This is a genomic window from Xanthomonas phaseoli pv. dieffenbachiae (assembly GCF_008639345.1).
Taxonomy (GTDB): domain Bacteria; phylum Pseudomonadota; class Gammaproteobacteria; order Xanthomonadales; family Xanthomonadaceae; genus Xanthomonas; species Xanthomonas phaseoli.
Window position 1 is genome coordinate 4,995,443 of the sequence record NZ_CP041380.1, and the last position, 26,040, is coordinate 5,021,482.

The window sequence follows — 26,040 nt, forward strand, 5'->3', positions numbered from 1 at the left end:
TCTCCTCAGTCTTCGTGCGCAGCGCCGGACTTCTCGATGTCCGCCTTGATCAGATAGCTCTGTTCCGCGACGACCTCGTCGCCGGGTTTCAGACCTTCAAGGATTTCGACACGCTGCGTATCGCTCTGGCCGAGCTTGACCGGATGCGCGGTATAGGTCTCACCGTTACGCACAAATACCGCATCCTTGCCATCCATCCTCTGCAATGCGGAACGCGGCACGACCAGCGCGACGTCGCGGCGACTAATGGCCACCGTGGCGGTCACCGCGACGCCAGGGCGCCACTGGCCGTCCTGGTTGTTCAGGGTGGCGCGTGCGATCGCGCTCTGGCTCGCGGCGCTGGCGCCGGGAAGTACGTTGTCGATGCGTGTCGTGGCGCTGAAGCTGTCATACAAGCGCGTCACCACCACTTCTGCTCCCGGCTGCACCGAGGCCATTTGTGCACCGAACACGCTGAGGTCGACCCAGACCTTGCTCAGGTCGACCACCTCGAACAGCATCTGCCCCTCTGCCGCACCGCCACCAACCTGGGCCTGTCGCGACAGCACCACGCCACTGATTGGCGTGGATACCGAATACGTCGAGAGACTCAGATTGCTTTCGATGCTGGCAAGCCCCTGATCTGCGCGGACACGATCACCCACATTGGCCCGAAGCGACCGAATGCGGCCGGGATAGCGTGCGGTGACACGAGCGTTGCTGCCATCGATCGCTGCGATCTGGCCTTGCACTTCGAGTTCGACTGCGATGGTGCCCGCGCCGACGGTGACGACCTTGACACCGTTGGAGTCGGCCTCGTCGCGCGGGATGGTGGTCGCTTCCGACACCTCCTCGTGACCCTCGCCGTCCTTCTGCGCGGCTTCGGTCTGTGGTGCAGCCGCGCCTTCAGCGCCTACTTCAGGCGGTTTGCCACCGCAGGCGGTCAACAGTGTGGTGACGGCCAACACTATGAGCGTGGTGGCGATAGTGGTGCGGTGCGTGGTCATGGCTGCGAGGTGTCCTTGGCAGTCGAACCTGCGGCCGCCACCAGGGGCTGGCCGGTCAGGCGCTGGATTTCGATGAGGGAGGATTGGGCAGCGATGGCTGCTTGCAGCTGACGCCTACGCGCCTGGATGCGCTGGTCCTGCAGCATTGCCCACTCCATGTAACTGATCGCGCCGGCACGCCATGCGCGATCGGCGGCTCGCTCTGCATCGGCGAGGCGAGGCAGGACATCGGAGCTGAGCCGTTCGACTTCCAGGCGCGATGTGGCGTAGTCTCCGTGTGCCGCCGATAGCGTCGACAGTAGGCGCACCAATAGCGCCTGTCGTTCGACACCGTTGAGCGCAAGCTGGGCTTCAGCGGCGCGGATGCCGGGTTCGGCACGACGCTGTGCGCCAAGCGGAATACTCAGGCTGCCCATCACGCCCGCATCGTTGGTTTGGCGCAACAGCCGGCCGCCAACTTGCCATTGCAGGTCTGGCGTCGCCTCGGTCCGCGCCAGACGTACCTGCGCTTCCAAAATGCGGGCCTCGCTGGCTACCTGTGCGACCTCCGGATTCGACTCCAGGTAGTCGCTGAGCTGCTGAAACGCACTCAAGGCCGGCATGACCATCGGATCCCCGGAGACCGTTCCAGCGACGCCCTCGCGCTGGTTCCACAAGGCTGCCAAGTTCAGCCGTGCGGTTCGCTCTGCCTGCGCTGCCCGGTCGCGATCAAGCTCAGCTTCGGCAAGCGCCGCCTTCGCAGTCAGTACCACCGACTCCGGCGAAGCGCCAGCCTCCAGACGACGGCGTGCCGCATCGACCGTGCGCTTGCGCTGCTCGATATCTAGTTCCGCGATCTCACGCTGGCGGATGGCAGCCGTGATGGCTAGGTAACGCCGAGCGGTTTCAGCCAGCAGATCTAGACGTGCGATCTCGCGCTGAGGTGCAAGGCTATCGATACGCGCCAGTGCCAATGTCCGGCGCGCATCTAGCTTGCCGCCGCGCTCAAGGACACCCGAAAGCGTGACGGTCACTTCAGCTTGGTTGAACGTGCGGTACTGGCCGGTACCCCCGACGTTCTCGATCGTAGCCCCGAGCACCATCGCCGGTCGCAGGCTCGCGCCAGCCAAGTTGGCCTGCAGAACACTGCCTTGGCCATCGACCAGGCGTAAATCGGGGTGTGTTTGGGCAACACGTTGGACGGCATCGTCCAACGTCAATGTTTGAGACAGCGGTCGTTCCTGCGCATGAAGCACAGGCACGACCGCGAAGGCGGCCAATGCCACCAATCGCAACCACATGGGAATTCTCCGATAGATGTTGTGTAACGAAACCCGCCAGCACTGGCGGCGAAGTCGTTACAGCGCTATCGGAGGACGGATCTCGGACGTGGCCGGATACGCAATTGCGAGCGTCGCAGCGGTCTGGGGTACGAGTGCAGTCGCCGCCGTCTTCGGAGCACCAACAAACGCAGGCGTAACCGCAGTCAGGTGGCCGCAGCAGTGCGCGGCGTGCATTAGCGCATCGAGCAGATCACCGCCCTGAGGACTGCCGTCGCGGGAAGATTCGTCTGCCAGCGTGTGCTGGTCAGCATTGTGAAGATGATCTGCGGTACCGCGCGCCGCCTCGTGAACGTCACCCACCGCAGCCAGCACCGGATTGGCAATCACAGCTATCAGCAACACCGCGAGCGCGGGGAGCCGAAGCAGGCGACCAAGTTGGCGGACTATGCGGTTCATGATGGCCAAGAGCGTATAAGGCCAGTCTAGCGTTAGACAATTTCAAACTAGCGACGAGGCTGGCTAGCTCCAGAAACGTTCAGCTTCGCATGTAAGAGATTGCAAATAGGCTTTTCCAGTATTCCAGCGTTATCACCACAAGCGGTATACAGATGAGTTCAAGGTCGAGGCGGTCCGCCAAGTGACCGATCGTGGGTCCAAAGTGGCAGAAGTCGGCGAGCGCCTGGGTGTCGCCACGCACAGCCTGTATGCCTGGCTGCGCAAGTTCGGCAAGCCCGGCGTCGTGCAGCGCGCCGAGGTGGACCAGAGCGCCGAGGTTCGGCGTCTGAAGGCCGAGTTGCGCCGAGTGACCGAGGAGCGCGACATTCTAAAAAAGGCCGCCGCGTACTTTGCCAAGGGGTAAAGGCAAAGTACGCCTTCATGCAAACCCATCGCGGGAAATTTAGGCTGTGCGCGATGTGCCGGGTGTTGCGGGTGAACCGGGCCGGTTACTACGTTTGGCTAAAGTCGCCCAAGAGTGAGCGCGCCAAGGAAGACGAACGCCTGCTGGGATTAATCAAGCACCAATGGCTGGCCAGTGGCAGTGTTCATGGGCATCGCAAGATCACCAAGGATCTACGGGATCTGGCCGAGCGTTGCAGTCGACATCGCGTGCATCGGCTGATGTGCTCGGAAGGATTGCGAGCGCAGGTGGGCTATGCTCGCAAACCCCGCTTCCACGGCGGGGCCGAATGCACAGCGGCGGCCAGCCTGCTTGATCGGCAGTTCGAGGTAACCGCGCCGGACACGGTGTGGGCAAGCGATTTCACGTTCATCCGCACGCATGAAGGCTGGATGTACCTGGCCGTTGTGCTCGACCTGTTTTCCAGACAAGTCATCGGCTGGGCGATGCGTGATCGGGCCGACACCGAGTTGGTCGTGCAGGCCCTGCTGTTGGCGGTGTGGCGGCGCAAACCCAGATCGGGTTGCCTGATTCACTCAGACCAAGGATCGGTCTACACCAGCGATGATTGGCAGAATTTCCTGGCATCCCATGGCTTGGTGTGCAGCATGAGTCGGCGCGGCAACTGTCACGACAATGCCCCGGTGGAGAGCTTCTTCGGCCTGCTCAAACGCGAGCGGATCAGGCGGCGGATCTATCCTACCAAGGACGCCGCACGCGCCGAGGCGTTCGACTACATCGAGATGTTTTACAACCCAAAACGCCGCCATGGTTCAACGGGCAACCTATCCCCTGTAGAGTTTGAACGGCGCTACGCGCAACGAGGGTCTTGAGTGTCTACGGAACCCTGGGCGTATCAGGGCTTTGAGCGTGAAAATTGCATGATTAAAACGTCGGTCGTGGACCAGCATTGAACTGGCCGATCAGGGGCAACAAAAGGCACGCAGGACACACGATGCAAAGAAGAGCAATACGCGTCCCAAGCGCCTGCGCGGTTGATTGTGCTGACTTGGGTGGGTGATCGTTACAACGTAGCGACTCCGTTTGATTTGAGGCGTTGCATACAATCGCGATAGAGTTAGGATCCAACTCGGGCTGCGCCCTCGTCTCGACGAAGTCCGCTTTACTTGGCTGCATCCACTAGCGCCTTTTTCTCACGCCCTATCTTCGATGGCCTATCACCATATCCCCGTCTTTGCTTTTTCGATTGCCATCGATGCAGTCGTCGAGGACCTCAGAAAGCGGGGCTTCGTGGTGCTGGTGACAACACGGGTGGATGCAAAACGCATCGCGGCCGCAGCGACACGCCAGCTGGATATCAATGCCGATGATGATCGTGAAGATCGCCGTTTCCTTCACCATCTTTCATTTCAGGGGGATGACGGCGGATGGGACGACTGCCTTTGGTACACGGCCACTTCGATTTATAGGCTGGAGCAGACCGAAGAACTGACAGTCAGGTCCGTTCGAGAGTGGAGCACTGCCGGGAAACCGAGCTATCACATAGCCCAATGGCGAACGTAGCCGGCTGTGAGAATCGTGGTGCTTTGTTGAATCGAATAGTGGGGCCTGCGCTGACCTCTGGCAGTTTAGCTTGCCGAAGCGCTTGGCGGGACCGCAAGTGGTCTGTCCCCCTTGGACCAGCCACCCCATCTCGTCTGGCCCCAGTCCTAGACCCCTCGTGACACTCGCGCCTCAAACATGTGGCGAACGGGTGCAAATCCCTGTATCTCAGGAAAACGAAGGAGTGCGTTACCTGATCCCTCCGCGACTGGGTTGTAGCCAGCTTCACGAAATTTGGCCTGCCGAGTCAGTTGGGCATGTCCTTACGTGATCAGGCCGGCAACGGACCGGTTGTCGAACCTCGCTTTTTTCAGCATGGTGTTCAATTGAAGCCAAATTTATCTTCGTCGTACATCTGACGACGGAAAAGTCGACGCTTTAGGAGGTAAAAGAAGCAAGTCCTGCAATCATCAAACTCAATAAATTCAGAAACTTATCGTTATTCAAGATTTCGGCGGTGTACACGAGCGGTGGCTAGGCAATCATGGCCTAAGCCTGGCCGTCGCCTAGGAAAAATGCGGCTACCTCTTCAGAAACCTGTTTTCGCACGTGCAGCTGATTTATCCGGCCGCTGCTTCAGGGCAATTTTCAAATCCCCCCAACCTACCTTACAGGTCTCCCATGGCACCTCTAGGCTAGCCGCAAGCTAGGCCAATCTTGCGCACTTTGACCGATTCGAGCTCAGTTCCCCGTTCCAAGCTCGCTCGAGCAAGTGAACGAAATTTGTAGGTTCCATACAATGTTGCTGCGTGTACTGCTTTGCCAGGCCCTCGCACGCGTATCTGGATCTGTCGCCAGGGCTGGATTTCGAAACGCGGATCTTCGCCAAGCCGAATGCGGCGGCCCTGCTGCGCGCCGAGATCGCACGCCCGTCCTACCAGTGCTCGCCGATCGCGCTGGGGATCAATACCGACGCCTATCAGCCCGCCGAGCGGCGCCTGCACATTTCCCGGCAATGCCTGGAAGTGCTTGCGCAGGCCCGCCACCCGGTCAGCTTCGTGACCAAGGCGGCGTTGATCGAACGCGACATCGATGTGCTGGCCGAGATGGCGCAGCACAACCTGGTGTCGGTGTATTTCTCGGTCACCACGCTCGACAATCGCCTTGCGGCGAAGATGGAGCCGCGCGCCGCCGCGCCGCATGCACGACTGCGCGCGATGCAGGCACTGCACGCTGCCGGCGTACCGGTGGGCGTGCTGGTCGCTCCGGTCATCCCGATGATCAACGACAAGGAACTGGAGCGCATTCTGGACGCGGCCGCAGCCCACGGCGCACGTTCGGCCGGCTACGTGTTGCTGCGCCTGCCGCACGAACTCACCCAGTTATGGCGCGAGTGGCTTGAGCTGCACTATCCCGATCGTGCCAGGCATGTCATGAGCCTGATCCAGCAGATGCGCGGCGGCAAGGACTACGACAGCCGCTTCGGCAAGCGCATGGTTGGCGAGGGCCCGTTTGCAGAACTGATTGCGCAGCATTTTTCCATCGCGTATCGGCGGCTTGGATTCGGTCGGCTGCCCAGGCTCGATACCACGCAGTTCCGTCCACCCAAACCGGACACGCCGCAGCTGGACTTGTTTTGATCCTGCCGGATCTGTCTGCACCACCCGCAGCGGCCTCGACCACCGACGCGCATGCAACGCGCCCGGCAGCAGCACCTAACCATGGCGCCAGCGCCGGCCACGCGCTGCAGCACGTCCGGCAGATGGCTACAGCGTGATGCCGTGGAAGGGTTGCAGCACGATCTGCGCAATGGCCGAACGTCCAACCTCGAAGGCTTGCTGATACGCCGCATCGGCAATCATCTGCTTGAAGGCGGATCGATCCGGATACCGCACCAGCGTGACCGCATCCCACGGATGTGCCTGGCCCGCGGTCAGTACCGGCAGGCCGTCGCCGCTGAAGACAATCTGCGCGCCGAACCGGGCCAGGATCGGCTCGGCCAGCCGCAGGTACTGGTGATAGCGCTGCCGTCCGCCATCGGGCTGGAAGCGAATCAGGTTCAACATGACGATCGCCGAGGTGTCCTCGTTGTCCAGGAATGCAGCGAGCGCATCGGGTGAAAACGCAACCATGTCAGTCTCCTTGGTCTGGCTTCCGCGCAAGGGAAGCGGCCAACACGCTAGCGTTGCGCCGTGTCAGAAACTGTCAGTAACGAACGCCAGTCGCGGTCCTGTTGTCGCCATTGCTTCACCAACGCCTGGCGCGACTGCGGGTAACGCGTTTCCAGCAGTGCCTGTACCTGCAACCGATCGACACGAAAATGCCGGAACGCGCAGCGGCGCTCGCACCAGGCTGCCAAGACGCGCACGTCGTCGAAATACACCAGGGCGATCGGCCAGACGATGCGCTCGGACGGCGTGTCGTGCGCATCGACATAGTCGATCGCCAGTTTGCATTGCCGCCGAATGGCGTCGCGCAACATGGCGGTCTGCGGATGATCGACCGACTCGGATGTGGAAGCGGCGGTGAGAATCGCCGACGGCGCGATGTCCGTGCCGGCGCCATCGCCGTGCTTTCTGGCAGACAGGATCTTCGCCAGGGCGCTTTCACCATTTCTGGCCAAGGCAGGATCGGCCCGTTTTTTGACCCAATCCAGGCCAAGCATGACCGCATCCAGTTCCTCCTGCGAAAACGCCAGCGATGGCAGGAAGAAGCCCGGCTTCAGGCAATAGCCAACGCCGGCTTGGCCCTCCAACGGCGCACCGAGCGCGCGCAAGGTGTCGATATCCCGGTAGACGCTTCGCTGCGATACACCCAACTCGCACGCCAGCGCAGCTGCCGACACCGGCAATCGATGTGCGCGCAGCAGGCCGAGCAGTTCAAACAGGCGAGTTGTCCTGGACATCCATCAGCCTTCGCGCGGCAGCCTTGCATTCCGGCGCTCATCCTAGCGTGTCGGCACGGCCGGCTTGCGCTGTCACCGCAGCGCAGCGCGCTTTATCGCTCTTCGATGTAGCGTGAGCTATCGAAGGCCAGTGGGTGCCAGGCAGGTGCGACGGGCAGGGGCAAGGTGCCGACGTCAACAGCGCAGGGGCTGCCGTTCCTGCCTGGTGGGCGCAGGATGTGCAAGGCGCTAGTCGCGGCAATGGGGGCAGTGGGCCGTCGCCGCGTCGGGCACATGGGCCGCCTGCGATCATCGCAACGCCGCGTGCGCCCCGTAGAATCCGCGCATGCCCGCACTTGCACAGGGCGCGTGGGAGTGGCTGGCCACCATTCCCCACCTCGAAGCGCTCCTCCTGGCCGCCTATGTGCTGTACCTGCTGTGGATCGCCGGCTGGATCGTGCTGCAGAAGCGCGAACCGGTGGCCACGCTGAGCTGGGTGTTGTCGCTGGCGGCACTGCCGTACCTGGGGCTGCTGATCTACTACTGGCTGGGCCCGCAGAAGGTCAAGCGGCAGCGGCTGCGGCGCGGGCGCTCGCGCTCGGGCATGGAGAGCTACAGCAGCGTCTGTCCGCCGGATGCCGATTGCACCGAGCTGGCCAAGATCGCCCAGTCCACCACCGGGCTGGCGCCCAGCAGCGCCACCGAAGTGCACTGGTTGGTGGATGGTGCTGCCACGTACGCCGCCATCATCCAAGCGATCCGGAGCGCACGCGACCATATCCATCTGGAGTACTACATCTTCCAGCCCGACCACAGCGGCACTGCGATTTGCGATGCGCTGATGGAACGTGCCCGTGCCGGGGTCAAGGTGCGGCTGCTGCTGGATGCGATCGGCTCCTCGGCAATGACCCGACGCGCCTTGCGCACGCTGCGCGAAGCCGGGGTGGAAACCGCCTGGTTCCATCCCTCGCAATTGCTCAAGCCGTTCAAGCGGCCGTGGTTGAACCTGCGCACCCACCGCAAGGTGATCGTCATCGATGGCCGCATCGGCTTCACCGGCGGCATCAACGTCACCGACGACGAAAACGAGCAGGTACGCAAGCAGGCGTATCGCGATCTGCACGTGCGCCTACAAGGCCATGTGGTGCGCAGTCTGCAGCTGGTGTTCCTGGAGGACTGGCTTTACGCCACCGGCCAGGGCCGCGCGGCCTTCCACGGCCAGCAGCTATGGCCGGACGATATGCCCACCCGCGCGCAGGACACGGTGGATGCGCAGGTGCTGGTGTCCGGCCCGGATTCGTCGTGGGAAGCGATCCACCGCCTGATGGTCGCCGCCATCCATGAAGCCAAGCATCGCGTGTGGCTGGTCACTCCTTACTTCGTGCCCGGCGAAGCGGCGCGCATGGCGCTGACCTCGGCCGCGCTCGGCGGGCTGGACGTGCGCCTGCTGGTGCCGCGCGTGAGCGATTCGCGCCTGGTCACCTACGCGGCGCGCTCGTATTTCGACGAGTTGCTGGAAGCCGGTGTCCGCATCTACGAGTACGGCCCGCGCATGCTGCACACCAAGGCGCTGCTGGCCGACGACGATGTCTGCATCGTCGGCAGCGCCAATTTCGACAGCCGCAGCTTCCGGCTGAATTTCGAGTTGTCGATGCTGTTCCGCGACCAGGCAGTGGCGGCAGAGATGGCCGGGCTGATCGGCACCGATCTGCAGCAGGCGCAGGAGGTGCAATTCGCGCGGCACCGGCCGTTATGGCGCTCGCGCCTGCCGGAAGCCTTCGCCAGGCTGCTGTCGCCGCTGCTCTGACCAACGGCGCGGTGCCCACGTGGAACCGCGCCGGGTGCGGCGCTACACTGCCGCCACTCAACGGGGAGCTCGTCATGCACTGGCTGTTTCTGCTTATGGCACTGGGTGCGCTGGTGCTGGCTTTCAGCACGCCGCACGTGTGGTTGCTGGTGGTTTCGCTGCTGGTGGCGTTGTTGCTGCTGCTGTTGTGGACGCGCGGCTGGTTCGCCTCGCGCATGGGCGACACCCAGCGCGATACCAGCAGCATGATCGACCCGGCCGAGCTGCGCCGCCTGCGCGAGCTGGCAGAAGCACGCAAGTCGGCCGCCCTGGCCGCCGCACGCGACAGCGAGCCGCAGGCCTGATCAGCGCATGACCACCCAGCTCAGCGTCAACGTCAACAAGATCGCCGTTCTGCGCAACTCGCGCGGCGGCGCCGACCCGGACGTGGTGCAGGCCGCACGCGCCTGCATTGCCGCAGGCGCGCACGGCATCACCGTGCATCCGCGCCCGGATCAGCGGCATATCCGCGCCGACGACGTGCTGGCGCTCGGTGCGCTCACGCGCGCGCAAGCGGTGGAATTCAATATCGAAGGCAATCCGTTCGCGCCACCGCGCGCAGGCTACCCGGGGTTGCTGGAATTGTGCCGTGCCACGCGCCCGCAGCAGATCACCCTGGTGCCGGACGGCGACGGGCAGCTGACCTCCGATCACGGCTTCGATTTTGCGCAGGACATCACGCAGCTGGCCGAGCTGATCACAACGTTCAAGCGGCTGGGCAGCCGGGTCAGCCTGTTCGTCGATGCGGGTAACCCGGACATCGCCCGCGCAGCCACGCTCGGTGCAGACCGTATCGAGTTGTACACCGGCCCCTATGCCCACGCGCACGCCAACGGCCAAGCCGATACCGCATTGGCGCTGTTCGCCAACGCCGCCCAGCGTGCCAATGCCGCAGGCCTGGGCATCAATGCCGGGCACGATTTGTCGCAAGCCAACCTGGGCGATTTTCTCGCCGCTGTGCCGGGCGTGCTGGAAGTGTCGATCGGCCACGCCTTGATCAGCGAAGCCCTGTATCAGGGACTGGATGCAAGCGTGCGCGCGTACGTGGACATTCTGCGTAGCGGTCACGTTAGCGCTTGAGTTCATGCGGTAACGTCGGCATCGGTGATCGATGCCTGGGTTGGCGACAACGACCATCGCGTAAGTGGATGCTGCGCAGGAACGTCACGACGAGCACTTGGGTCGCGATGGTCAATTGCTGCCGGTGAGGAACACCCTTGATGAACTCCCATGCCTATCGCGTCCGAAGACGCGATAGGCGCCTGGGCAACCGCATCGCGCGATGTTGCATGCAGTGCACGTGGCCAAGCGCAGTACGCGCCTGCAGGAACACTACTGCACGAAGGCGATGCGCTGCACTTGCGCGTTCTTTGCAGCCGCCAGCACGCTGGCCATCACGGCATACTCGGCGTCCGCACTGGCGGCGATGCGCAGTTCCGGTTGATTTCCTGCAGTTGCCTGCATCTGCTCGATCAACCTGGACTGAAGTTGCTGCAACGTCACCGGGCTGGCGTTCCAGAACAACTGTCCGTCGGCATCCAGCCGCACTGCGATCGGTGCAGGCGGCTCGAGGGGCACGCGCGGTTGGTGGGTGGCTTGCGGCAGATCCACCGCGATTGTCCGCGTCACCATCGGTGCGGTGACGATAAAGATGATCAACAACACCAACATGACATCCACCAGCGGGGTGACATTGATGTCCGCCAACGGTCCCCGATTCCCTGTCGTACTGAAAGCCATGACTGCCTCCGGTTCTGTGATCGTGGGTGCTGCACGACCGAGCATACGCTCGCTGCGGCAATAGGGAAGAGGCTGGAGCGGCCACCACAAGTGCGGACACCTCCGCTGGTGGTGGCGTGTGTCTGTAAGAAGAGTTCGAATTGCCCGTCTTTGGTCGAACAGATACACAGTGGTCTCCCGCAATTCACCAGCCGACAAGACGGGCGCCCGCAGCTTGCGCATTCCGGCATGCGGCACCCATCGATGTCCGCGTAGAAAATCCATGCATGCGGAAAGGGACAGATGGCAATGCGAGGTCTTGGGCCACAGCGACTTGCGATGAAGATCCACCGTGCCCAACCAGCATTCGCGCATCGGCTTGTATGTGTGTCGAAGGCAGATTGCGTTGGCTTCGTTTGCTGCGATCGCAAACAGGTCACTGGTAATTTGCCGTCGCTGGCAGATCGTACGGGCTCGGCATTACCTCGGGACACGTGGGGCAAGAGTCATCGCCTGCTTTGATATGGCAGCGGCATCGGACTGATGTGCGATGGGCCCGGCGCGCGCGATAGGCCGCACGCCCACAACGGCTTCTTCTTCATCCTCGCCATCCATCCCATGGCTGCCGCCGATATCGCAGCCCGATCGCCAGATGACACGCATAAAAAAACGCCACCGTTTCCGGTGGCGTTGCAGTCGCGTCATGACTGTTGTGTAGCGGTCTTGCAGATACGTTTACTGCTGCATGAAGCCGATTTTCTTCATCTGCGAGTTCTTCGCAGCGGCCAGCACCTTGGCCATCACCTCGTACTCCGCATCCGGATTTGCATCGATGCGCAGTTCCGGCTGATTGGTCGGATCGGCCTGCACCACTTCTTCCATCTTCTGTTGCAACACGTCGACCGGAGTCGGGCTGTTGTTCCAGAACACCTGGTTGCTGGCGTCGATACGCAACTCGATCGGCGGCGGCGGTTCGGTTGTCTGCGGTGGCGGGTTGAGCACCCGCTGCGGCAGATCCACGGCGATCGGGTAGGTCATGATCGGCGCGGTCACGATGAAGATGATCAGCAGCACCAGCATCACGTCCACGAGGGGCGTGACGTTGATGTCGGCCATCGGCCCACGGCTTCCACCAGTACTAAATGCCATGGCTTACTGCCCCTTCACTTTGGTTGCAACGAAACCGACGTCCAGCATGCCCTGACCCTGCGCGATCTTGGTGATCTCGTTGATCGTACGCATCTTGGTCGTGCGGTCGCCACGCAGGTTGAGCGGCGGCTGCGGGGTCTGCTGTGCAGCGGTGGACAGGCGCGACTCCAGGGCTTCCTTGGAGATCGGCTCGTCGTTCCAGTACAGCGACCCATCTTCCTTGACGGCCAGAGTGATCGGCGCGGCGCGTTTCTCCGCATCTTCCTTCTGGATCAAGTTGGCCTCTGGCAGCTCCACCTTGACCTTATGGGACATCAGCGGTGCCGTAATGATGAAGATGATCAGCAGCACCAGCATGACGTCCACCAGGGGCGTCACGTTGATGTCGGCCATCGGGCCACCGCTGTTTCCACTACTGAAGGCCATAACGGGCTCCGTCTAAATCGTTGCGAAGGCGTTCTTGACGACCGGATTAGCGAACGCGCGAACCGGTGGCGAAGAAGTCGTGCAGGTCGTGAGCGAAGGTGTCGAACTTGGCGATCACCGAGCTGTTGACCTTGGAGAAGAAGTTGAACGCGAACACGGCCGGGATAGCGACGAACAAGCCGATCGCGGTCATGATCAGCGCTTCACCCACCGGGCCGGCAACGGCGTCGATGGAGGCCGAACCGGTTGCACCGATCTTGATCAGCGCGCCGTAGATGCCCCACACGGTACCGAGCAGACCGACGAACGGCGCGGTCGCACCGACGGTGGCCAGCAGGGTCATGCCCGACTGCAGCTTGGTGCTTTCGCGGGTCACGGCCTGACGCAGGGCGCGGTCGACGAACTCCGAACGGCTCAGGCTCTCGCCCAGGCCACCGGTGCTGCCTTCGGCACGCTGGTGGTGCGCAGCCGCCTGGGCAGCGTCCAGCGCGATCTTCGAGAACGGCTCGGAAGCCGGCTGCTCTTCCATGGCGCGGATGGCGTCCTGTGCATTCGGGGCATCCCAGAACGCGGTGGTGACGCGGTCAGCCGCGCTCTTCAGGCGGGTGGCGCGGAAGATGTTGATGACGGTCCAGTACCAGGAGGCAGCGGACATGGCGATCAGGGTGATCAACACGACCCAGGACACGGCGAAGTCGCCGGGGCTGGAAGTCATTTCGGTGATCAAGTGCTCGAAGCCCATCTGCGACAGAGCGGCCGACGGATTGGAGCCCCCTGCAGCGGCGGCGATAAAGAATTCCTGCAGCATGACGCTTACCTTTGTTGTGTGTGGTGATGAAGGGTGGAGCGAAAGGAAGACAGGATCCTGGGCCGACCGTGGCCGGCCCGTGGGATCAGTTCAGAGCAAAGTTGACCGGGACGCGGACGCGTCCGGCGGCTTTCTGCCCGTTGACGGTGGAGGCGTTGAACTTCCACTTGCGTGCTGCGTCCATCGCGGCACGGTCAAGGTCGCGGTTGCGGCTGGACTTTTCGACCGACACGTTGGTCACGTTGCCGCTGGCATCCACATCCACGATCAGGATGACCTCACCTTGGACACCGGCACGGAATGCAGCCGGCGGGTACTTCGGCGGGTTCATGTTCTTGGACGAGATATCGACGCTGGCGCCAATGTCGCTCGGCGGAGCCGGCGGGCTCGGCGGGCTCGGCGGCGTGACGATATCGCTCGGACGCGGTTCGGGAACGTCGACCACCGGAGCTTCCGGCGGCGGCGGAACCGGTGACGGCTTCGGCGGCGACAGATTCTTGACCGGCGGCGGCGGCTTGTCTTCCGGCGGCGGCGGCGGCGGCGGCGGCGGGGGAGGAGGCGGTGCATCCACCAAGGTGACCATGGTGGTGCGCTCCTTCTCTGCCGGAGCCTTCGGCGCCACTGCAGGGATCAGCAACATCATCAGTGCAGTGAGGTGCAAAGCAATTACAAAAGCAATGCCGATAATGCGGGCCCAGCTCAGACCCTGGTTCCCGGCATCGTAGTCATGCCTGTGGATAACGAGTTGTTCCGTCATGCGCCAATGGCTCTTTCAGTGGGGGCCCGGATCACTGTGATGATCCCCAGGTTTTCGGACGGCTTTGACACCGCAGGAACTCCCAAGCTTATACCAATCCCGAGTCCTGTAACCACTAAAAACACAGGGATTTCGGGGGTTTATTTTTTTTTTTACTTCAGGTTGATGATCTTCTTGGCGTCTTCGGGTTTTTTAACACCCTTGGCGATCGCCTGCTGTGCGGCCTGCTTGGCCTCCGGGATGCGACCTTCCGAATGCAGCACCTTGGCCAGATTCAAATAGGTCTCGCCATCCTTGGAAAGCGGTGCGGCCTTCTGCCAGTTTTCGATCGCCTTCGGTACATCGTCGCTGTAGTAATACGACTGGGCCAGGGCAAGGTATGTCTGATAATCCGGCTTGAGGATGCCTTTTTGCATACCCTCATTGATGACGGCGATGACGTCCTTTTCTTTGTTCTCGGTGTTGGCGTAGATGGAATACAGCTGCTTGTATTCCTTCTCTTCGGTCAACTGACCGGAGGCACGCAGCTTGTCCATCACCCCTGCGGCCTTGTCCATCTGGTCGGCCTGCATGTACATGTTGGCCAGGTTGAGCTGAGCCTTCTTGTCGTTGGGCGTCTTGGCGGCCAGCGCCTCGGCGGCAGCAACGGCTTCGCCGGTCTGGCCAGCTTCGGCGTAGGACGCCATCAGCAGCTGGTTCCAGCTGTCCTTGGGCTCGGGCGAGGCGGCGATGGCCTGCTTCAGCACCGGGATCGCTTCCTTGTAGCGCTCGGTCTGGTACAGCGCCTGGCCCTTGAGGATCAGATCTTCCGGACGCTGCGACTTGCTCTCTTCCAGATACTTGTCCAGCGTGGCCAGACCCTCGGCCTGCTGGTCGTCCTGCATCTGCAACTGCGCCAGCATCAGCATCGACTGGAACTGGCCGTTGTTGTCCAGCGCGTTCAGGCCGATGGCCTGCTGCAGGTACTTCTTGGCACCGGCGGTGTCGTCCAGATTGTAGGCAGCCTGCGCGGCCAGCTGCGCGGCCAGCGCCTTGTCGGCGTCGTTGGCAGCGCTGTTGGCCAGGATCTCATCGGCCTGGGTGGGCACGCCTGGGTAGTCTTCGCCCTTGTTGAAGGTTTCGATCAGCTTCTGCAGCTTGCTGCTCAACTTCGAGGACGGCTTGATCGTCGGTGCCTGGCGGGTCGACTGCGGGTACAGCTCCTCGGCCTTACCGCTCTTGGACTTGCGGCTGGCACGCTCGGAGGAACGGTCCGACTGCGCGACCGCATCGGTGACGACAGCCCCACCCAGCGACGCGGCAATGAACAGGGACAACAGGGCTTGCTTGCGGTTGAGCAGTTTCATGTTTCACCTCGGACGATCCGCCGTCGGGCGGTACGAAAAGCGGAATGGGCGCTGTACGAAAAATCTGAGCCGGCAAACTTAGCAGAAAGTCTCAGTTCCCGAAAACGGTTTCCATGTTGTGTTGCGGCAATCAGAAGCGGGAACGGATGTCTTAGCGTCGCTAACAGACCGTGACCAGTGTGGCAGCGCCCGTGCCACCAGGATAGGCAGCCACGCGTTGCATGGAACCGGTGTTCGTACGGGTTAGCGGTGGCCGTACGGATGTCGTTAGCAGCTCTAGCCACAACGCGGTATGCGCCCGCTTTGCTTGGCCTGCTGGTACACCGGTTCGAGCTGGGCGACGTCGGCCTGCAGCTCGCGGATGCGGTTGGCAGGGTCGGGGTGGGTCGACAGCCATTGCGGTTGGCGATTGCCGCTGGCGGCCATCATGTTCTGCCACAGCGTCACCGCCTGCGCCGGATCGAACCCGGCCTGGGCCATCAGACGTTGGCCGACCACATCGGCTTCGCTTTCCTGGGTACGCGAGCCGGGCAGCAGGAACACTGTCTGGGCGGTCATACCGCCAACCTGATTGACTGCGCTGGCCGCCCCATCGCCATAGGCGGCGCCGGCGAGTGCGCCGATGATGCCCAGGCCCGTCTGCGCGCCGAGCTGACGGGTGATGCGCTCTTCGTGATGGCGCGAAATCACATGGCCGATCTCATGTCCGAGCACGGCGGCGAGCTGATCCTGCGTCTTGGCGACGGTGAAGATGCCGGTGTTGACACCGACCTTGCCGCCAGGCAGGGCGAAGGCATTGGCTTCGTTATCCACGAACAGCGCGGTTTCCCACTTGGTTTGGCGCCATTGCGGCGGCAACTGCGCTACCAGTGCGTTGACCACGCACTGCACGTAGGCGTTCTGCTTGCCGTCGGTGCTGACTTTTTCCTTGGCCTTGGTCTGCGCAAAGGATTGCGCGCCCAACTGGTCCAATTGCTGTTGCGATACGCCGCCCACCACCTGTCGGCGGCCGGTGGGCGAAGTTGTGGTGGCGCACGCCGTCAGTGCAAGCACGGCAACAACGATCAACAGCCTAGCTTTCATTCGATCCCCCTAGAACCATGGGGGCATTCTGGCAGGCTCGTCTTAACTTTTCGTCAAACGGTTCCGTGCAGCCGATCGCGCATGCCTGGCCGGAGCGATCGGTCGTCCAGAGCGTACGGATCCATTGGTTGCCCAGGCGCCGCCCCGCTGCGGCTGGAGTCTCGTAGTTGACCGCTTTGGGCTCAGCCGAGCCCGAAAAAGTACAGCGCTGCCAGGGCCGTGGCGTTGTTGATGCCATGGGCGGCAATGGGCGCCCACAACGTGCCGGTGCGCCAGTACAGCCATGCGAACGCGGCCCCCATGCTGCCGTACACCAGCCAAAGCTGCGCGATCGCGGCCGGGCCGTTACCGCTGATGCCGGGTACTTCGTGCACCAGCGCGAACGTCGCCCCGCTCAGCACGATGCCCAGCCACGGGCGGCCGGCAGCGAGCAGGCGCCCGAACAGCACGCGACGGAACAGCAGTTCTTCGTAAGCCGGTGCGATGACCACCGCGAACACCGTCAGTGCCAGCGGCCATTGCTGGAGCGCTTCTTCCATCAATGGCAGGTTGGTGGGCACCGGCTTGATGCCCAGCGCCGAGGCCGCCACGCTGACCAGGTTGCTGAGCAGGAACACGGCCGCGGCGATCAGCGCGGTCCAGCCCCAGGTGGAGGCGCGGCGTGCAGCAGCCCGTGAAGCGGTCCGTTCGGCAGCGGTGGCGCGGCGACGCCAGTAGTACAGCAGCAGCGCGGGCGTGGCTGTGCTGACCAGCGCGGTGAGCAGTTGCACCATCACGCCGGGTTGGCCGATGGCGGCCATGACCTCGGTGGGCGAGGGGGTCAGGCCCTGCGCCTTGGCCGCCTGTACATGGCCGAAGCCACGCACCGCGCCCCACAACGCAAAGCCGGCAATGCTGAGGGTCAACAGCAGGCCGGCGGCGATGAGTACGTCGACCCAGAAACCCACGAGTACGGGCAGCAGCGGCGGCGTGCCGGCAACCGTGCGTGGCGCCGGGGGCGGTGGAAGATCGATGCGCATCGTCGTCCTGCGAACACCGCACCGGCCGCCACGCCGCGGTTGCGACGTGCTGGCCGGTGCTGGTGAATCAGATATCCAGGTTGGACACCTTCAGCGCGTTGTCCTCGATGAAGTCGCGGCGCAGTTCGACCACATCGCCCATCAAGGTGCTGAAGATCTGGTCGGCGGCCACCGCGTCCTCGATGCGCACCTGCAACAGACGACGCGTGTCGGGGTTGACCGTGGTTTCCCACAGCTGCTCGGCATTCATTTCGCCCAGGCCCTTGAAGCGCTGTACCTGGCGGCCCTTCTTGGCCTCGTCCAGCAACCAGGCGTGGGCCTGCGCGAAGCTGGTGATCGGGTGGCTCTTGTTGCCGCGCACGATCTGGGCGCCTTCGCGCACCAGGTCGTGCAAGGCCAGCGAGACCTCACGCAGCGGACGTAGCTCGCCGCTTTCGAACGCAGCCATCGGCAGCACCTGGGTGAACTCTTCGCCCATGTGGCGGCGGATGGCCACCAGGGTGGCAGGTGCGTTGTCGCTGCCCGGGTCGAAGCGCAACTGATAGCGCGCGGTACCCAGGGTGCCGCGGTTGAGCACTGCCTGGAGTGCATCCAGGGTCGGGTGCTGGTCGCCTTCGGCCTGCAGCTTTTCCACATCCAATGGCGGCAGGTCGATCAGCGCGGTGAGCAGAGCCGGGTCGTAGCGGTGGGCGTTGCGCGCGATCGCCTCGTTGGCGCTGGTGAACAGCATCAACAATTTTTCCAGCGCTTCGCCGGTGATCGGCGGCTCGTCGGTGGCCGGAATCAGCGCGGCACCTTCGACCGCATTGCTGGCCAGGTAGGCGTTGAGGGCCGCGTCGTCCTTCAGATACAGCTCGCTCTTGCCCTGCTTGAGCTTGTACAGCGGCGGCAGGCCGATGTAGATGTAGCCGCGCTCGATCAACTCAGGCATCTGCCGGTAGAAGAATGTCAGCAGCAGGGTACGGATGTGCGAGCCGTCGACGTCGGCGTCGGTCATCAGGATGATGCGGTGGTAGCGCAGCTTGTCCGGGTTGTACTCGTCGCGGCCGATGCCGGTGCCCAGCGCGGTGATCAGCGTGCCGACCTGGTCGGAGGCCAGCATGCGGTCGAAGCGGGCACGTTCCACATTGAGGATCTTGCCGCGCAGCGGCAGTACCGCTTGGTTCTTGCGGTTGCGACCCTGCTTGGCCGAGCCACCTGCCGAGTCACCCTCGACGATGAACAGTTCCGACAGGGCCGGATCCTTTTCCTGGCAGTCGGCCAGCTTGCCCGGCAGGCCGGCGATGTCCAGCGCACCCTTGCGGCGGGTCAGGTCGCGCGCCTTGCGCGCGGCTTCGCGTGCGCGCGCGGCATCGACGATCTTGCCGGTGATGGCCTTGGCTTCGTTCGGGTTCTCCTGCAGGAACTCCTGCAGGCGCGCGCCGAAGGCGTTCTCCACGGCCGGGCGCACGTCAGAGCTGACCAACTTTTCCTTGGTCTGCGAAGAGAAGCTGGGGTCGGGCACCTTGACCGAAAGCACCGCGATCATGCCTTCGCGCATGTCGTCGCCGGTGAGCGCGACCTTGGCCTGCTTGGCGATGCCGTTCTGTTCGATGTAGGTGCTGAGCACACGCGTCAGCGCCGCACGGAAACCGGCCAAGTGGGTGCCGCCGTCCTTCTGCGGAATATTGTTGGTGAAGCAATACATGGTTTCCTGGTAGGCGTCGGTCCACTGCAGGGCCACGTCCACCATGATGCCGTTGTGCTCGCCGGTCACCGAGATCACATTCGGGTGCAGTGGCGACTTCAGCTGCGCCAGATGCTCCACGAAGCTGCGGATGCCGCCTTCGTAATGGAAATCGTCGCGACGGCCTTCGCCCCGCTCGTCGATCAAGGTGATCTTGACGCCGGAATTCAGGAAGGACAGCTCACGCAGGCGCCGCGCCAGGATGTCGTAATGGAACTCGACGTCGCTGAAGATGGCCACGGACGGCTTGAAGCGCAGCGTGGTGCCGCGCTTGGTCGAGGCTTCCAGCTGCTTGAGCGGGTATTGCGGCTCGCCCAGCGCGTATTCCTGCTGGTAGTGGAAACCGTCGCGCCAGATATCCAGCCACAAGTGCTCGGACAACGCGTTGACCACCGAAACGCCCACGCCGTGCAGGCCACCGGACACCTTGTAGCTGTTGTCGTCGAACTTGCCGCCGGCGTGCAGTACGGTGAGGATCACCTCGGCCGCCGAGACGCCTTCTTCCTTGTGGATGTCGACCGGCACGCCGCGCCCGTTGTCGGAGACCGCCACCGAGCCATCGGCCAGGATCTTCACCACGATGTCGTCGGCATGCCCGGCGAGGGCTTCGTCCACCGAGTTGTCGACCACCTCGAACACCATGTGATGCAGACCGGTGCCGTCATGGACATCGCCGATATACATGCCGGGGCGCTTGCGGACGGCTTCCAGGCCACGCAACACGGTGATCTTGCTGGAGTCGTAGGTGCCGTTGGGTGTTGGCGGGGTGTTTTGTTCGTCGGTCATGCGCGTGCCGTTGGCTCCACAACACGGGCGAAGGCGGCGATAGCCGCTCCGCGCCGTGAGAAAAGGGGGATAGCGGACGAATTATACCAGCCGGCCCGTGCCGGCCGTTGTGGCTTAGTCGGGCACTGCCTGTGGCGCAATCTGGCCGTGTTCCACGTGGAACTGCTGCAAGATCGTGCCAGCATCTGCAAGGCCAGGCGGGGTTTCCGTTGCGGTGATGAGCACCTGCGCCGGGGCGGACGCCAGCCGCTGCAGCACGCGCCCCTGATGGTGCCGGTCCAGCTCCGAGCCCAGATCATCCAGGGCGATGACCGGCCATTCGCCGCGTTCGAAGGCGAAGTCTTCGGCCTGTGCGAGCAGGCAGGCAAGGGCGGTGAGCTTGGCCTGTCCCCGGGAAAGCGCGTCCCTGCCCGGAAGTGCCTGAAAGCTGGGCATCCAATCTGCGCGGTGCGGGCCTTGCGAGGTGTAACCGTTCTGACGGTCGCGCTCGCGAGCGAGCAAGAGAGCATCCGCCAGCGAAAGCTCGTGGCGCTTCCAGCCTGGAGCGAAGGCCAGCGCCGTCAGCCCCAGCGCCGGCGCGATCGCGTCTGCCACTGGAACCAGCCGTTCCTGCAGGCGTTCCAGGTAGCGCGTACGCCGGGAGGTCAAGCTTTCGCCGGACTCGGCGAGTTCGTGGTCCCACGCGTCGAGCATGCGCGTCTGCGCGCCCTGTTTCAGCAACGCATTGCGTTGCTTGAGCGCCCGGGCGTAGCGGCGCCACAGGGTTAGAAAATCGGGTTCCACGTGGAACAGACCCCAATCCAGGAAGCGACGGCGGGGTTCGCCCCCGCCACTGATCAACACGTGGCTGCCTGGCTCGAACGTCACCACCGCAAGCGCAGCGCAAAGAGAGCCCAGCTGCGCCACGTCCTCACCGTCCAGACGTCCCGTCCACTCCTGTCCGCTATGACGCAGGCCAGCTCGACGCGTCCGTTCGCCCGCCGCGCTGTCGCCTTCTTTCCACTCCACAAAGACTTCGAGGTCGTCGGCGCCTTGCCGGATCAGGCCGTCACGAACGCGCCCGCGGAAGCTGCGGCCGTAGGCCATCAGATGCAGCGCTTCCAGCACACTGGTCTTGCCCGCACCGTTGTCGCCAGTCAGCAGATTCAGGGCACTGGACGGATGAAGCTCGACGGTTTGAAACCGGCGAAGCCGATGAATGGACAACCGCACTACATGCATCGATCGGTGTGCTCTGGGCTGTAATCCGGCATGCCGGTCGGGTCGAAGGATACGGGATCGGCATGAAACCTGTGCAGACAGAGCCGCGCGGAAGGGCTGCACAGGCAGGGGATAACATGTGGATAAAAACAGGCTCCATGGAAACAATCTTGCTTATCCACAGCTTGTGAGCCACAAATCGGGACGATAAGCACAGGGTTTCGCCCTATCAATCTCTTTTCAAAACAGCAACTTAACCTATTTTCCCGCGAAATCTGCGTCTACCATCACCACAAAGCTCTTAAGTTATTTATAGATTTAAAAGCAAAGTGCGATGTGCATAAGTCAAAAACGCGGAAAGCTGAACACGTTAACTTCATCCGGATGAGATGCGCGACGTAGACGCTGGCGGCCAGACTCGGTCCTCAACACATCTCGGATAAGCCGGCATCCTCAAACAAAAGTTCTCTTTAGAGACGACATTCCTTTTCTAGACTTGCTCTCGCATATCTACAGCTTAGCCGGTAGGGAGATCGAAAGCCGGGCAAAGAAACCGGATTGGATCGGGCTGGGTCGAGACTGGTCGGGACTGACTAAAGTCGCTAGGTGCTTAGCCCGCGCGTGTGTGTGAGGAAAGTTGCGAACTCGTGATGCCGGGCATGCGTGCCTGGTGCCCCTTCCTCCAAGTGCCGGGCGTGTACTCGTGGTGGGGAGTTGGGTCTTGCTTATGACCAGCTCGACGCTGTCGCCAACCGGCACCCTAGAATTCTGTAATGCGATGTGTATTGGTCTCAAGGTTGGTTCCGATGTCCGGCGAACACAAGAACACTGAGCGGGAGCGCGGAGCGCGTTTGGTCGATCAAACGCAGTGAACGCATAGCACCCACGATTGCATCGGGGAGCACATCGCTTCAGAACACTAGCCATAGCAATGGCGCAGGCTGCGATGGACTTGGTGGCGACAGCCAGACCTGCCTGAGATAAACACAGCAAGCCTTTGCACAGCGCAAACAAAAAGCCCGGCATCCGCCGGGCTTCCCGTGTTCCACGTGGAACGGAGCGTCAGAGACGCAACGGCATCACCACATGACGCGACTTTTCGCTGCTGGCCTCACGCACCAATGCGGATGAGTTGGCGTCACGCAGCTGGATCACCACGTGCTCATCGCGCAACGCCGAAAGCGCGTCGAGCAAATAGTTGACGTTGAAGCCAATGGCCAGATCGTCGACCTTGGTATCGGCCTCGATCTCTTCCTGCGCCTCTTCCTGCTCGGGGTTATGCGCGCTGATCTTCAACTGACCCGGCGACACTTCCACGCGGACACCGCGATACTTTTCGTTGGACAGAATGGCCGCACGCTGCAGCGACGCGCGCAGCGCTTCACGATCCACCTTGACCTCGCGATCGGCGCCAATCGGAATCACTGCCTCGTAGTCCGGGAACCGCCCGTCGATGAGCTTCGACGTGAAGGTCACATCGCCGCGCTTGACGCGGATATGGCTCCGGCCCACTTCCAGCTCGACCTCGCGATCGGCACCTTCCAGCAGGCGCTGCAGCTCGGTCACGCCCTTGCGCGGCACGATGATCTGGCGCTTGGCGCCACCGGCCTTCTCCAATTCCATCTCGCACAGCGCCAGACGATGTCCGTCAGTGGCCACGCAGCGCAGCAAGCCGTCGCGCAGGTCGAACAACAGGCCATTGAGGTAGTAGCGCACGTCCTGCTGGGCCATGGCGAACGCGGTGCGCTCGATCAGCTCCTTGAGCCCGGCTTCGGGCACCACAACGCGCTCGGTCGCCTCGACTTCGTCCACGGACGGGAAGTCGTTGGAGGGCAACGTCGCCAAGGTGAAACGGCTCCGCCCGGCCTGCACGGTGACCTTGTCGCCGGTCTGCGAAATGGTCACGCGGCTGCCGTCGGGCAGGGCGCGCAGGATGTCGAACAGCTTGCGCGCCGGAATCGTGGTTTCGCCGTCCTGCGCGTCCTCCACCAGCGTGCGCGAGATCATTTCCACTTCCAGGTCGGTGCCGGTCAACGACACCTGTCCATCCTTGACCTGTACCAGCAAGTTGGCCAGGACGGGCAGGGTTTGACGGCGTTCGACCACATTGACCACTTGTGCCAATGGTTTGAGGAAGGCTTCGCGCTGCAGTGTAAAACGCATGTGGTTCCGTGCCCCTATGCTTTAAAAGATATGGAATAAATCAAAAGCTTGGTGGTGATGGTAGGGCCGTTTTCAGCGGATAACCACCATAACTGTTTGTTTCCAAAGACATTTCAGCATCTGAAACGCGTTGGACTAGTGCGCCTGAGCTGGTCGGAAAACCTGTGGATAGTTTCCGCGCCGGACTGCGGCACAACGTTATCCACAGATTCTCCCGCATTTGACCCCAACGTTTCCACGCTTTTTTCCAGCCTGGCGCCGATGGCAGCCGATGGCCTACTCGCTGAGCTTGCGAATCAGCTTTTCCCAGTCCTCTCGGAGCTTGCCGTCGGCCTCCATCAGCGTGCGGATCTGTCGGCAGGCATGCAGCACCGTGGTGTGGTCGCGGCCGGCGAAGGCGTCTCCGATCTCCGGCAGGCTGTGCTCGGTGAGCTCCTTGGCCAGCGCCATCGCCACCTGGCGCGGGCGCGCCAACGAGCGGGTGCGCCGCTTGGACAGCAAATCCTTCATCTGCAAGCCGTAGTAGTCGGCCACGGTCTTCTGGATGTTGGGGATGCCGATCGCCTGTTGCTGGGCGCGCAGCAGGTCACGCAGCGTCTCCTGGGCAAATTCCACCGTGATCGCGCGGCCGGTGAAGTTGGCACGCGCCACCAGGGTGTTGAGCGCCCCTTCCAGGTCGCGCACGTTGGAGCGCATCTTCTTGGCGATCAGGAAGGCCACATCGTCGGGAATCTCGGCGCCGCGCTCGCGCGCCTTGGCCAGCACGATCGCCGCGCGGGTCTCGAAGTCCGGGGGGTCGATCGCCACCGACAGGCCCCAGGCCAGGCGCGACTTCAGCCGCGGCTCCAGGCCTTCCACTTCGCGCGGATAGCGGTCGCAGGTCAGGATGATCTGCTGGCGGCCATCGAACAGCGCGTTGAAGGTGTGGAAGAACTCTTCCTGCGTGCGGTCCTTGCCGGCGAAGAACTGGATGTCGTCGATCAGCAGCGCATCGATCTGCTGGAACTGGCGCTTGAACTGGTCCATCGCCTTGTCCTGCAGCGCCCGGATCATCGCGCTGAAGAACTGTTCCGAACGCAGGTACATCACCTTGGCGGCCGGGTTGGCCTGGCGCAGCGCATTGCCGGCCGCGAACATCAGGTGGGTCTTGCCCAGGCCGGTGCTGCCGTACAGCAGCAACGGGTTGTGCGCGCGGTCGCCGGGTTTCTGCGCCGCCTGGATCGCCGCCGCCAGACCCAGCTGGTTGCTGCGGCCTTCGACGAAGTTGGCGAAGGTGTAATGCGAATCCAGGTTGCCGGCGAACGGCACGATCGGTGCAGCCTGCGGCGCACTCGGCGTCGCCACGGGTGCCGGAGCCGGCTCCGGCGCACGCGGACGCGAACCAACCGCCAGCGCGACTTCGCCATTACCGGCGAAATACGCCAGCAATTCGCGAATGCGCGGCAGGTACCGTTCGCGAACCTGGTCGACGATGAAGGCGTTCGGGGCGTACAGCACGATGCTGTCGCCGCGATCTTCGGCTTGCAGGGGTTTCAACCAGGTATGGACATCTTCGGGCGGGAATTCGGCTTCGAGACGTTCCAGACAGCGGGGCCAAGCATCCATCAAAGTGTGATCATCTGTTGCCGGCTGCGGCGCGCAGAAAAGCGCCGTGCTCGCAGCCCGGTAGTGAAAAGAGGATGGACCAGCCTAGCACCGAGGGCAGGGTTTTCCCAGAGTTATTCACAGGGCCATCCACAGGGCGCCGCCGTCCTCATCTGCGGTAAAGCAAGCAGGGTGTTGACCGGAGCCGCGGCAGGCTATAGAATTGCCGGTTCTATTCGTCTCCATCCATGCAGAGGGCCCCATGGCCACCAAGCGTACTTTCCAACCCAGCAATCTCAAGCGAGCACGCGATCATGGCTTCCGCGCACGTATGGCAACCGCCGACGGCCGCAAGATCCTGGCTCGCCGCCGCGCCAAGGGCCGCAAGCGCCTGAGCGCTTGATTGCCGCGCCGCTCCCTGCGGCCGAGGCAGTCCCTACCGTGAACGCATCGAACCCGCGCAGGCGATTTCCTCGCTCTGCGCGGGTTCGTACGCGTGCGCAATATACGATCGTTTTCGACGCTGCACGTCGCACCTCGGACCCACTCCTGAGCCTGCACTGGCGCACCGGCGATACGCCGCCGCGCCTGGGCATGGCGGTGTCGCGCAAGGTCGATACGCGCGCGGTCGGACGTAACCGCATCAAACGTGTGCTGCGCGATGCCATGCGGCATCTGCTGCCCGAGCTGGCCGGTGGTGATTACGTCATCGTGGCGCGCTCGGCGGCGGCAAAAGCGACCAATCCACAGATTCGCGATGCCTTCGTGCGTCTGCTGCGCCGTGCCGGCGCATTGCCCCTGCCTGCTGCGCCCGGCACAATGCCGCCCGCCAGGACGGTGCGCCCATCCTCCCCTTCCCCGACAGAGCCGGAACTGTAGTTCCGACTGAGCGAGT

24 protein-coding genes and 1 pseudogene are annotated in these 26,040 nt (G+C 62.9%); 8 read left to right on the top strand and 17 right to left on the bottom strand.

All coding sequences use genetic code 11. The features are described 5' to 3' along the window. Positions 1-5 precede the first annotated feature (5 nt). From FLG15_RS22170 to FLG15_RS22180, 3 genes are read right to left on the bottom strand one after another with little or no spacing between them, the layout of a single operon-like run. Positions 6-986, bottom strand: a complete 981-nt coding sequence (locus FLG15_RS22170; RefSeq protein ID WP_057678840.1) for an efflux RND transporter periplasmic adaptor subunit — start codon at positions 984-986, stop codon at positions 6-8. Beyond that, positions 983-2,266 carry a TolC family protein gene (locus tag FLG15_RS22175; protein WP_057678839.1) on the bottom strand — a complete coding sequence of 428 codons (1,284 nt, stop codon included), beginning with the start codon at positions 2,264-2,266 and terminating at the stop codon, positions 983-985. Before FLG15_RS22175 ends, FLG15_RS22170 begins: the two co-directional genes overlap by 4 nt. 57 nt (positions 2,267-2,323) lie before the next feature. Next, the gene (locus tag FLG15_RS22180) at positions 2,324-2,713 is read right to left on the bottom strand and encodes a hypothetical protein (protein WP_150147439.1); all 390 of its coding nucleotides are present in this window, start codon (positions 2,711-2,713) and stop codon (positions 2,324-2,326) included. Positions 2,714-2,885: 172 nt separating this feature from the next. Here FLG15_RS22180 and FLG15_RS22185 point away from each other — a divergent pair. From FLG15_RS22185 to FLG15_RS22195, 3 genes and pseudogenes are all read left to right on the top strand, one after another. Then, positions 2,886-3,979, top strand: a protein-coding gene (locus FLG15_RS22185; RefSeq protein ID WP_370512610.1) for an IS3 family transposase whose coding sequence is annotated in 2 segments (ribosomal slippage) — positions 2,886-3,072 and positions 3,072-3,979 — 1,095 coding nt in all. Because the reading frame shifts where the segments join, the coding sequence is not laid out codon by codon here. Positions 3,980-4,316: 337 nt separating this feature from the next. Next, a complete protein-coding gene (locus FLG15_RS22190) occupies positions 4,317-4,670 on the top strand; it encodes a hypothetical protein (RefSeq protein WP_057679249.1) in 354 nt (117 codons plus the stop codon). A gap of 785 nt (positions 4,671-5,455) precedes the next feature. Continuing rightward, positions 5,456-6,289, top strand: a pseudogene (locus FLG15_RS22195) (PA0069 family radical SAM protein); the annotation flags it as partial. Between the two features lie 126 nt (positions 6,290-6,415). On the opposite strand, the gene FLG15_RS22200 reads toward FLG15_RS22195, so the two are convergent. Beyond that, entirely contained in the window at positions 6,416-6,781 is a 366-nt protein-coding gene (locus FLG15_RS22200; protein WP_017155966.1) for a DUF1330 domain-containing protein, read from the bottom strand. A 47-nt stretch (positions 6,782-6,828) separates the two neighbouring features. Further along, a complete protein-coding gene (locus tag FLG15_RS22205) occupies positions 6,829-7,554 on the bottom strand; it encodes a helix-turn-helix transcriptional regulator (RefSeq protein WP_057679248.1) in 726 nt (241 codons plus the stop codon). A 325-nt stretch (positions 7,555-7,879) separates the two neighbouring features. Here FLG15_RS22205 and cls point away from each other — a divergent pair, with 325 nt between their 5' ends. From cls to FLG15_RS22220, 3 genes are all read left to right on the top strand, one after another. After that, positions 7,880-9,340, top strand: a complete 1,461-nt coding sequence (gene cls, locus FLG15_RS22210) for a cardiolipin synthase (protein WP_057679247.1) — start codon at positions 7,880-7,882, stop codon at positions 9,338-9,340. Between the two features lie 74 nt (positions 9,341-9,414). Next, positions 9,415-9,684, top strand: a complete 270-nt coding sequence (locus tag FLG15_RS22215) for a hypothetical protein (RefSeq protein ID WP_017155969.1) — start codon at positions 9,415-9,417, stop codon at positions 9,682-9,684. A gap of 7 nt (positions 9,685-9,691) precedes the next feature. Then, on the top strand, positions 9,692-10,459 hold the full coding sequence (locus FLG15_RS22220; RefSeq protein ID WP_057679246.1) for a pyridoxine 5'-phosphate synthase: 768 nt from the start codon (positions 9,692-9,694) through the stop codon (positions 10,457-10,459). A 252-nt stretch (positions 10,460-10,711) separates the two neighbouring features. On the opposite strand, the gene FLG15_RS22225 is transcribed toward FLG15_RS22220, so the two are convergent. The 12 genes from FLG15_RS22225 to dnaA all read right to left on the bottom strand — a co-directional run bounded on the left by FLG15_RS22225 (position 10,712) and on the right by dnaA (position 25,166). Beyond that, a complete protein-coding gene (locus tag FLG15_RS22225) occupies positions 10,712-11,119 on the bottom strand; it encodes an ExbD/TolR family protein (RefSeq protein WP_057661799.1) in 408 nt (135 codons plus the stop codon). Positions 11,120-11,833: 714 nt separating this feature from the next. After that, positions 11,834-12,247 carry an ExbD/TolR family protein gene (locus FLG15_RS22230; RefSeq protein ID WP_005912449.1) on the bottom strand — a complete coding sequence of 138 codons (414 nt, stop codon included), beginning with the start codon at positions 12,245-12,247 and terminating at the stop codon, positions 11,834-11,836. 3 nt (positions 12,248-12,250) lie between these two features. Then, positions 12,251-12,673: an ExbD/TolR family protein gene (locus FLG15_RS22235; RefSeq protein WP_005912447.1), complete on the bottom strand. Its 423-nt coding sequence runs from the start codon at positions 12,671-12,673 to the stop codon at positions 12,251-12,253. Between the two features lie 46 nt (positions 12,674-12,719). After that, positions 12,720-13,481, bottom strand: a complete 762-nt coding sequence (gene exbB, locus FLG15_RS22240; protein ID WP_005912445.1) for a TonB-system energizer ExbB — start codon at positions 13,479-13,481, stop codon at positions 12,720-12,722. A gap of 85 nt (positions 13,482-13,566) precedes the next feature. Then, complete coding sequence (locus tag FLG15_RS22245) at positions 13,567-14,238, bottom strand: energy transducer TonB (protein ID WP_005912443.1); 672 nt, start codon at positions 14,236-14,238, stop codon at positions 13,567-13,569. A 152-nt stretch (positions 14,239-14,390) separates the two neighbouring features. Continuing rightward, positions 14,391-15,584: a tetratricopeptide repeat protein gene (locus FLG15_RS22250; RefSeq protein WP_057677595.1), complete on the bottom strand. Its 1,194-nt coding sequence runs from the start codon at positions 15,582-15,584 to the stop codon at positions 14,391-14,393. 276 nt (positions 15,585-15,860) lie between these two features. Next, the gene (locus FLG15_RS22255; RefSeq protein ID WP_017155976.1) at positions 15,861-16,667 is read right to left on the bottom strand and encodes a M48 family metallopeptidase; all 807 of its coding nucleotides are present in this window, start codon (positions 16,665-16,667) and stop codon (positions 15,861-15,863) included. 182 nt (positions 16,668-16,849) lie between these two features. Beyond that, complete coding sequence (locus tag FLG15_RS22260) at positions 16,850-17,686, bottom strand: CPBP family intramembrane glutamic endopeptidase (protein ID WP_057677594.1); 837 nt, start codon at positions 17,684-17,686, stop codon at positions 16,850-16,852. A 67-nt stretch (positions 17,687-17,753) separates the two neighbouring features. After that, positions 17,754-20,198 carry a DNA topoisomerase (ATP-hydrolyzing) subunit B gene (gene gyrB, locus FLG15_RS22265; RefSeq protein ID WP_150147442.1) on the bottom strand — a complete coding sequence of 815 codons (2,445 nt, stop codon included), beginning with the start codon at positions 20,196-20,198 and terminating at the stop codon, positions 17,754-17,756. Positions 20,199-20,312: 114 nt separating this feature from the next. Next, positions 20,313-21,419, bottom strand: a complete 1,107-nt coding sequence (recF, locus tag FLG15_RS22270; protein WP_150147786.1) for a DNA replication/repair protein RecF — start codon at positions 21,417-21,419, stop codon at positions 20,313-20,315. Positions 21,420-22,460: 1,041 nt separating this feature from the next. Continuing rightward, entirely contained in the window at positions 22,461-23,561 is a 1,101-nt protein-coding gene (gene dnaN / locus FLG15_RS22275; protein WP_005912436.1) for a DNA polymerase III subunit beta, read from the bottom strand. Between the two features lie 276 nt (positions 23,562-23,837). Then, positions 23,838-25,166 (bottom strand): chromosomal replication initiator protein DnaA, encoded by a 1,329-nt coding sequence (gene dnaA, locus FLG15_RS22280; protein ID WP_017155980.1) that lies wholly within the window; start codon positions 25,164-25,166, stop codon positions 23,838-23,840. Between the two features lie 241 nt (positions 25,167-25,407). Here dnaA and rpmH point away from each other — a divergent pair, with 241 nt between their 5' ends. Both rpmH and rnpA read left to right on the top strand, forming a co-directional pair. Beyond that, on the top strand, positions 25,408-25,548 hold the full coding sequence (gene rpmH, locus FLG15_RS22290; protein ID WP_002805908.1) for a 50S ribosomal protein L34: 141 nt from the start codon (positions 25,408-25,410) through the stop codon (positions 25,546-25,548). A 38-nt stretch (positions 25,549-25,586) separates the two neighbouring features. After that, positions 25,587-26,024, top strand: coding sequence for a ribonuclease P protein component (rnpA, locus tag FLG15_RS22295; RefSeq protein ID WP_081023078.1), 438 nt, complete (start codon positions 25,587-25,589; stop codon positions 26,022-26,024). Positions 26,025-26,040 lie beyond the last annotated feature (16 nt).

Coding starts and splice junctions, on each gene's coding strand:
- recF (WP_150147786.1), bottom strand. CDS start 21,419: ATGCATGTAGTGCGGTTGTCCATTCATCGGCTTCGCCGGTTTCAAACC.
- rpmH (WP_002805908.1), top strand. CDS start 25,408: ATGGCCACCAAGCGTACTTTCCAACCCAGCAATCTCAAGCGAGCACGC.
- FLG15_RS22175 (WP_057678839.1), bottom strand. CDS start 2,266: ATGTGGTTGCGATTGGTGGCATTGGCCGCCTTCGCGGTCGTGCCTGTG.
- gyrB (WP_150147442.1), bottom strand. CDS start 20,198: ATGACCGACGAACAAAACACCCCGCCAACACCCAACGGCACCTACGAC.
- FLG15_RS22220 (WP_057679246.1), top strand. CDS start 9,692: ATGACCACCCAGCTCAGCGTCAACGTCAACAAGATCGCCGTTCTGCGC.
- FLG15_RS22225 (WP_057661799.1), bottom strand. CDS start 11,119: ATGGCTTTCAGTACGACAGGGAATCGGGGACCGTTGGCGGACATCAAT.
- FLG15_RS22170 (WP_057678840.1), bottom strand. CDS start 986: ATGACCACGCACCGCACCACTATCGCCACCACGCTCATAGTGTTGGCC.
- FLG15_RS22255 (WP_017155976.1), bottom strand. CDS start 16,667: ATGAAAGCTAGGCTGTTGATCGTTGTTGCCGTGCTTGCACTGACGGCG.
- FLG15_RS22245 (WP_005912443.1), bottom strand. CDS start 14,238: ATGACGGAACAACTCGTTATCCACAGGCATGACTACGATGCCGGGAAC.
- FLG15_RS22205 (WP_057679248.1), bottom strand. CDS start 7,554: ATGTCCAGGACAACTCGCCTGTTTGAACTGCTCGGCCTGCTGCGCGCA.
- FLG15_RS22230 (WP_005912449.1), bottom strand. CDS start 12,247: ATGGCATTTAGTACTGGTGGAAGCCGTGGGCCGATGGCCGACATCAAC.
- exbB (WP_005912445.1), bottom strand. CDS start 13,481: ATGCTGCAGGAATTCTTTATCGCCGCCGCTGCAGGGGGCTCCAATCCG.
- cls (WP_057679247.1), top strand. CDS start 7,880: ATGCCCGCACTTGCACAGGGCGCGTGGGAGTGGCTGGCCACCATTCCC.
- dnaA (WP_017155980.1), bottom strand. CDS start 25,166: ATGGATGCTTGGCCCCGCTGTCTGGAACGTCTCGAAGCCGAATTCCCG.
- FLG15_RS22260 (WP_057677594.1), bottom strand. CDS start 17,686: ATGCGCATCGATCTTCCACCGCCCCCGGCGCCACGCACGGTTGCCGGC.
- FLG15_RS22200 (WP_017155966.1), bottom strand. CDS start 6,781: ATGGTTGCGTTTTCACCCGATGCGCTCGCTGCATTCCTGGACAACGAG.
- FLG15_RS22250 (WP_057677595.1), bottom strand. CDS start 15,584: ATGAAACTGCTCAACCGCAAGCAAGCCCTGTTGTCCCTGTTCATTGCC.
- FLG15_RS22215 (WP_017155969.1), top strand. CDS start 9,415: ATGCACTGGCTGTTTCTGCTTATGGCACTGGGTGCGCTGGTGCTGGCT.
- FLG15_RS22190 (WP_057679249.1), top strand. CDS start 4,317: ATGGCCTATCACCATATCCCCGTCTTTGCTTTTTCGATTGCCATCGAT.
- dnaN (WP_005912436.1), bottom strand. CDS start 23,561: ATGCGTTTTACACTGCAGCGCGAAGCCTTCCTCAAACCATTGGCACAA.
- FLG15_RS22235 (WP_005912447.1), bottom strand. CDS start 12,673: ATGGCCTTCAGTAGTGGAAACAGCGGTGGCCCGATGGCCGACATCAAC.